General features: G+C 68.5%; 5 protein-coding genes. 1 reads left to right on the plus strand and 4 read right to left on the minus strand.

The window, feature by feature from the left end; all coding sequences use genetic code 11:
- Positions 1-81: 81 nt before the first annotated feature.
- The 4 genes from RSA25_RS18520 to RSA25_RS18535 form a co-directional block, all read right to left on the minus strand.
- Positions 82-1,281 (minus strand): MFS transporter, encoded by a 1,200-nt coding sequence (locus RSA25_RS18520; RefSeq protein ID WP_332810298.1) that lies wholly within the window; start codon positions 1,279-1,281, stop codon positions 82-84.
- Between the two features lie 90 nt (positions 1,282-1,371).
- Positions 1,372-4,056: a methionine synthase gene (metH, locus tag RSA25_RS18525; RefSeq protein WP_332810299.1), complete on the minus strand. Its 2,685-nt coding sequence runs from the start codon at positions 4,054-4,056 to the stop codon at positions 1,372-1,374.
- Positions 4,057-4,108: 52 nt separating this feature from the next.
- Positions 4,109-5,209 (minus strand): homocysteine S-methyltransferase family protein, encoded by a 1,101-nt coding sequence (locus RSA25_RS18530; RefSeq protein ID WP_332810300.1) that lies wholly within the window; start codon positions 5,207-5,209, stop codon positions 4,109-4,111.
- Between the two features lie 8 nt (positions 5,210-5,217).
- A complete protein-coding gene (locus tag RSA25_RS18535) occupies positions 5,218-6,147 on the minus strand; it encodes a metalloregulator ArsR/SmtB family transcription factor (protein WP_332810301.1) in 930 nt (309 codons plus the stop codon).
- Positions 6,148-6,296: 149 nt separating this feature from the next.
- Here RSA25_RS18535 and RSA25_RS18540 point away from each other — a divergent pair.
- A partial coding sequence (locus RSA25_RS18540) for an acyl-CoA dehydrogenase family protein (protein ID WP_332810302.1) occupies positions 6,297-6,752 on the plus strand: 456 nt, incomplete at its 3' end.

Genomic DNA, 6,752 nt, shown 5'->3' on the forward strand with positions numbered 1-6,752 from the left:
AGCGGTTACGGCAACCGCCTGCTGCTGCCCTCGCTGCAGGCCACCCTGGCCTCGCCGCCGTAACCACGGGCGCGCGTGCGCTCAGCCGCGGGGCGCGCGGCTCGAGCGCAGCAACGGCAGGCTGATCGCAAAGAAGCACAGCAGGGCGCCGGCCAGGGCGAAACCGCTGCCGGCCAGGAACGCGGTGCGGCCCTGGTCGATGGGCCACAACTGGCCGGCGATCAGCGCGCCCAGCACGCCGCCCACGCCGGAAGAGAACCCGTACAGCAGGCCCTGGCCGTGGCCGTTGAGACGGCCGGGGAAGTAGGTGGCCAGCATCTGCATCGCGGCGGCGAAGAAGGCGGCGAAGCCGAGCGCATGGGCGGTCTGCGCCAGCAGCATCACCGGCAGGTTGTCCGGGAACAGGGCCGTGACCGCCCAGCGCACGGTGGAACTGAGCAGGGCGATCAGCAGCATCCAGCTGGCGTCGTAGCGCCGGAAGAAGCGCCCGATGGTGAAGAACACGCCCACTTCGAACACCACCCCGACCGTCCACAGCACGCCCAGCGTGGAGGTGGCATAACCGTGGTGGTCCATGTAGACCGAGAAGAAGGTGTAGTAGGGGCCGAAGGACAGCTGCTCCATGAAGGCGGCCAGGAAGAAGGCCAGCACCGGCGGCTTGCGCACGATCTGCCAGAAGCCGCTGGCATCGCCCTCGCTGCGCTGCAGGTGGCGCGCGTAGCGGTTGGCAAACCCGGAGGCCGTGAGCAGGCCGAACAGCGGCAGCATCAGCCACGGCAGCAGGTGCGCGTTGCCGGCGCCGTTCTTGCCCTCGATGATCCAGCCAAACAGCATCACCACGGCGATGAAGCCCAGCGAGCCCCACACGCGGATCCGTCCGTAGCGATGGCTGTCGCTGCCGAGGTGGGTCAACGTGATCGATTCAAATTGCGGCATGACCGCGTTGTAGAAGAAGCAGAACGCGATCATGGCCGGATACAGCCACGGCTGGGGCAGCGGCAGCAGGAACGCACAGAAGGTGAGCAGGGTGAGCACGCAGCCGATGCGCAGCCAGAGGATCGGGCGCGGCGAGGCGGCGGCCAGCGAGGTCCAGGTGGTGGGCGCGACGATGCGGGTGGCGTACCAGATGCCCATCATCACGCTGATCGCGGTGACGCTCATGCCGCGGGCGGTGAGGAACAGGCTCCAGTAGGGCGTGAACGCGCCGAGAGCGGCGTAGTAGAACAGGTAGAAGGACGAGAGGCGAACGGCCGGCACGGCGTCGCGGGTGGGGGCGGTCATGCGGAGGTCCGGTGGATGCGCGCCCACCCGAGGTGGGGGCCTACCCGCGCATTATGCCGGCAGTACCCGACCGTGGGTCGGGTGAGCACGTCATTCCGGATCGTAATCCAGGTTCGAGGCCAGCCAGCGCTCGGCCTGCGCGCGCTCCACGCCCTTGCGCCGCGCGTAGTCGGTGACCTGTTCGCGGCTGACCCGGCCGACCACGAAATACTGGCTCTGCGGATGGCTGAAGTAGTAGCCCGACACCGCGGCGGTGGGCAGCATCGCAAAGCTCTCGGTCAGCTGCATGTCGGCGTTGCGTTCGGCGTCCAGCAGGCCGAAGAGCGTGCCCTTCTCGCTGTGCTCGGGGCAGGCCGGGTAGCCGGGGGCAGGGCGGATGCCGCTGTACCGCTCGGCGATCAGCGCCTCGTTGTCCAGCTGCTCCTCCGGCTGGTAGCCCCAATAGTCGGTGCGCACCTGCTGGTGCAGGCGCTCGGCCAGCGCCTCGGCGAAGCGGTCGGCCAGGGCCTTGAGCAGGATCGCGTTGTAGTCGTCGTGGTCGGCCTCGAAACGCGCCACGTGCGCATCGATGCCGATGCCGGCCGTGACCGCGAACGCGCCGATCCAGTCCTGCCTGCCGCTGTCGGCCGGGGCGATGAAATCGGCCAGGCAGAAGTCCGGGCGTTCCACCGGCTTGTCCACCTGCTGGCGCAGGAAGTGCAGCGTGGCCTCGCCGTCGGGGTGCTGCACGCGCACGTCGTCACCGACCGCGTTGGCCGGCCACAGCCCGAACACCGCCTTGGCGGTGAGCCATTTCTCGCTGACGATGCGCTCGAGCATCGCGCGCGCGTCGCGGTACAGCTCGCTGGCCTGGGGCCCGACGATCTCGTCGGTGAGGATGGCCGGGAACTTGCCGGCCAGCTCCCAGGCCTGGAAGAACGGGGTCCAGTCGATCACCTCGACCAGGTCGGCCAGCGGATAGTCGGCCAGCACGTGCAGGCCCGGCTTGCGCGGTACGGGCGGGGTGTAGGCGGCCCAGTCGCCTGCGAAGCGCTGCGCGCGCGCCTTGGCCAGGGTGACCAGGCGCTTGGCATCGCCTCGGTTGCGATGGCGCTGGCGGATCTCGGCGTAGTCGGCCGCGTTGGATGCCACGAACGCGGCGCGCAGCTCGCTGGAGATCAGCGACTGGGCCACGCCGACGGCACGCGAGGCATCCTTCACCCACACGGTGGGGGCCTTGTAGTGCGGGTCGATCTTCAACGCGGTGTGCGCGCGCGAGGTAGTGGCGCCGCCGATCATCAGCGGCAGGGTGAAGCCCTGGCGCTCCATTTCCCGGGCGACGTGGCTCATCTCTTCCAGGGAGGGGGTGATCAGCCCGGACAGGCCGATGATGTCCGCGTTCTCCGCACGCGCCGCGTCGAGGATCTTCTGCGCCGGCACCATCACGCCCAGGTCGATCACCTCGAAGTTGTTGCAGGCCAGGACCACGCCGACGATGTTCTTGCCGATGTCGTGCACGTCGCCCTTGACGGTGGCCATGATGATCTTGCCGTTGCTCCTGGCGGTATCGCCGCTGCGCGCCTTCTCGGCCTCGATGTAGGGCAGCAGGTAGGCCACGGCCTTCTTCATCACGCGCGCGGACTTGACCACCTGCGGCAGGAACATCTTGCCGGCGCCGAACAGGTCGCCGACGATGTTCATGCCGTCCATCAACGGGCCTTCGATCACGTCCAGCGGGCGGCTGGAGCGGGCGCGGGCTTCTTCGGTATCGGCCTCCACCCAGGCATCCAGGCCGTGCACCAGTGCATGGGCCAGGCGCGCGTCGATCGGCTTTTCGCGCCAGGCCAGGTCCTCGCCCTTCACCTCGCCTTTCCTGCCCTTGTAGCGCTCGGCGATCTCCAGCAGGCGCTCGGTGCCGTCGCGGCGGCGGTTGAGGATCACATCCTCCACGCGCTCGCGCAGTTCCGGGTCCAGGTCATCGTAGATCGGCATGGCGCCGGCGTTGACGATGCCCATGTCCATGCCCGCGGCGATGGCGTGGTACAGGAACACCGCATGGATGGCCTGGCGCACGGTCTCGTTGCCGCGGAAGGAGAAGGACACGTTGGAGACGCCGCCGGAGACGTGGCAATGCGGCAGGGTGCGGCGGATGATGCGGGTGGCTTCGATGAAGTCGACCGCGTAGTTGTCGTGCTCCTCGATGCCGGTGGCCACGGCGAAGATGTTCGGATCGAAGATGATGTCCTGCGGCGGGAAGCCCACCTCGTCCACCAGGATGCGGTAGGCGCGGGTGCAGATCTCCACCTTGCGCGCGCAGGTATCGGCCTGGCCCTCCTCGTCGAAGGCCATCACCACCGCGGCGGCGCCATAGCGCAGTACCTTGCGCGCATGCTCGATGAACGGCGCCTCGCCTTCCTTGAGCGAGATCGAATTGACCACGCTCTTGCCCTGCAGGCACTTCAGCCCGGCCTCGATCACGCTCCACTTGGACGAGTCGACCATTACCGGGATGCGCGCGATATCCGGCTCGGACATGATCAGGTTCAGATAGCGCGTCATCGCCTTTTCCGAATCGATCAGGCCCTCGTCCATGTTGACGTCGAGGATCTGCGCGCCGTTGGCCACCTGCTGGCGCGCCACGTCCACCGCCTCCTCGTAGCGCTCTTCCTTGACCAGCTTGCGGAACTGCGCGCTGCCGGTGACGTTGGTGCGTTCGCCGATGTTGATGAACAACAGGTCCGGCGTGATCACCAGCGGCTCGAGGCCGGACAGGCGGGTAGGGCGGGAAGGCGTCATGGGCGGGCGGGCATCGGCTGGCGGAAGGGGATCAACGGGCGGGCGGACGCGCTTACGCGGCATCCTCCAGCGGGACGGTGGGCAAGGCGCGCGGTGGCAGGTCGGCCACCGCCTCGGCGATCGCCCGGATGTGCGCCGGGGTGGTACCGCAGCAGCCGCCGACCAGGTTGAGCAGGCCGGCGCTGGCGAACTCGCGCAGGGTGGTGGCCATCTCCTCCGGGGTTTCGTCGTACTCCCCGAAGGCGTTGGGCAGGCCGGCGTTGGGGTGCGCGCTGACCAGGCAGTCGGCCACCCGCGACAGGGTCTCCACGTGCGGGCGCATGTCGGTGGCGCCCAGCGCGCAGTTCAGGCCCACCGAAAGCGGCCGGCTGTGCGCCACCGAAGCGTAGAACGCTTCGGCGGTCTGCCCGGACAACGTGCGCCCGGAAGCGTCGGTGATGGTGCCGGAGATCATGATCGGCAGGCGCGCGGCACGGTCGTCGAAGGCCTCTTCGATCGCAAACAGCGCGGCCTTGGCGTTGAGCGTGTCGAAGATGGTCTCCACCATGATCGTATCCGCGCCGCCGTCGATCAGGCCGTCGATGGCTTCGCGGTAGGTCTCGCGCAGCGCGTCGAAGCTGGTGTTGCGGAAACCGGGATCGTTCACGTCCGGGCTGATCGAGGCGGTGCGGCTGGTCGGCCCCAACACGCCGATGACAAAGCGCGGCCGGTCCGGCGTGGTGGCGGCCACCGCATCGCAGCAGGCGCGCGCCACGGCGGCGCCGGCCTTGTTGAGCTCGTACACCAGGTGTTCCAGGTGGTAGTCGGCCTGGCTGACCGAGGTGGCGTTGAAGGTGTTGGTTTCCACCAGGTCCGCGCCGGCTTCCAGGTAGGCGGTGTGGATGCCGGCGATCACCTCCGGCCTGCTCAGCAGCAGCAGGTCGTTGTTGCCCTTGAGGTCGTGGCCTTCCGGCGTGGCGTGGTCGCAGCCGGGGCCGTGCGCATGGGCGCTGTCGTAGCCCTCGGCAAAGCGCTGCCCGCGGTAGTCCGCTTCCTCCAGGCCATGGCGCTGGATCATCGTGCCCATCGCACCGTCGATGATCAGGATGCGTCGGGCCAAGGCATCGTGCAGGGCGTGGACGCGGTCGGGGTGCAGCCAGGGCAGGGCGGTCATGGCAGGTCTCAGGGCTTGCTGGCGATCAGGGAGATCACCTCGAAATGCGGCGGGCGCTTCTCGCGGGTGACCGTCTCCAGGCTGGACACGACCAGGCCGGCCTTCTCGGCGAACTTGCGCAGTTCCTTGTCCGAGAAGCCCAGGTTGACGTGGCCGTAGGCATCCACGGCGGCCTTGTGCTCGTGGCGGGCCAGGCTGCACAGCAGCAGGCGGCCGCCCGGGCGCAGCACGCGCGCGCCTTCGGCCACGGCCTGGGCCGGCTTGGCCGCATAGGTCAGTGCGTGCATCAGCACCACCAGGTCGAAACTGCGGTCCTTGAACGGCAGCGCATGCATGTCGCCCTCGCGCACTTCCACGTTGGCCAGCCGGCGCAGGCGCTCGCTGGCGGCGGCCACCACGCGCGCGCTGGTGTCGATGCAGACATAGCGCTTGGCGTGCGGGGCGACCAGCTCGGCCAGCACGCCGTCGCCGGAGGCGATGTCGAGCACGTCGCCGGTCTCCAGCAGCGGCAGCGCGGTGCGTGCCAGCGCCTCCCAGGTGCGGCCGGGGGAGTAGTGGCGTTCCATGTCGCCGGCCACGCTGTCGGCCCAGTTCTGGTCGGCGGCGCGGCTGGCCAGCACCGAGGCCACCCGTTCAGCATCCTGACGCAGCAGCGGGTCGTCGCTGCCGGTGCTCAGCGCATGCCACAATGCACGCTGCGCCGGATCCAGCGCGGCATCGTCGAAGCGGTAGTACGCCGACACGCCGGCGCGCCGGTCGCGCACCAGGCCGGCCTCCTTGAGCCGGGCCAGGTGGGTGGACACGCGTGGCTGGGCCAGCGTGGTGATGGCCGACAGCTCGGCCACGGTCAGTTCTTCCTGTTCCAGCAGGGTGAGCAGGCGCACACGGGTGGCGTCGGCGAATACTTTCAGCCGGACCGACCAATCCTCGAGATCCATAAATATCTACCTATCGCGATATAGAGATATTTTCGTCCCTGGGCCGGTGCGGGGTCAAGTCAGCCCGGATCGACCCGCCCCCGGTACAATCGCCCCACCGGGGCGCGCACTGCGCGGCCCTCATCACCATATGTTCCTGGGAGGGTGTTGTGGATTTCAGCTTTACCGAAGAGCAGCTGATGCTGCAGGACGTCGCGCGTCGCATCGCGCAGGAAAAGATCGCGCCCAGTGCCGAGCACCATGACCGCACCGGCGAGTTCCCGCTGGAGAACATCCGCCTGCTGGGCGAAAACGGCCTGATGGGCATCGAAGTGCCGGCCGAATACGGCGGCGCGGGCATGGACCCGATCGCCTACGTGCTGGCGATGGTGGAGGTGGCCGCCGGCGATGCAGCCCATTCGACCATCATGTCGGTCAACAATTCGCTGTTCTGCAACGGCATCCTCACCCACGGCAACGAAGCGCAGAAGCAGACATATGTGCGCGCCATTGCCGAGGGCGAGGCCATCGGCGCCTTCGCGTTGACCGAGCCGCAGTCCGGTTCCGATGCGACGGCCATGCGCTGCCGCGCGGTCAAGCAGGCCGACGGCAGCTACGTGATCAGC

This window comes from Stenotrophomonas sp., from assembly GCF_036662295.1.
GTDB lineage: Bacteria > Pseudomonadota > Gammaproteobacteria > Xanthomonadales > Xanthomonadaceae > Stenotrophomonas.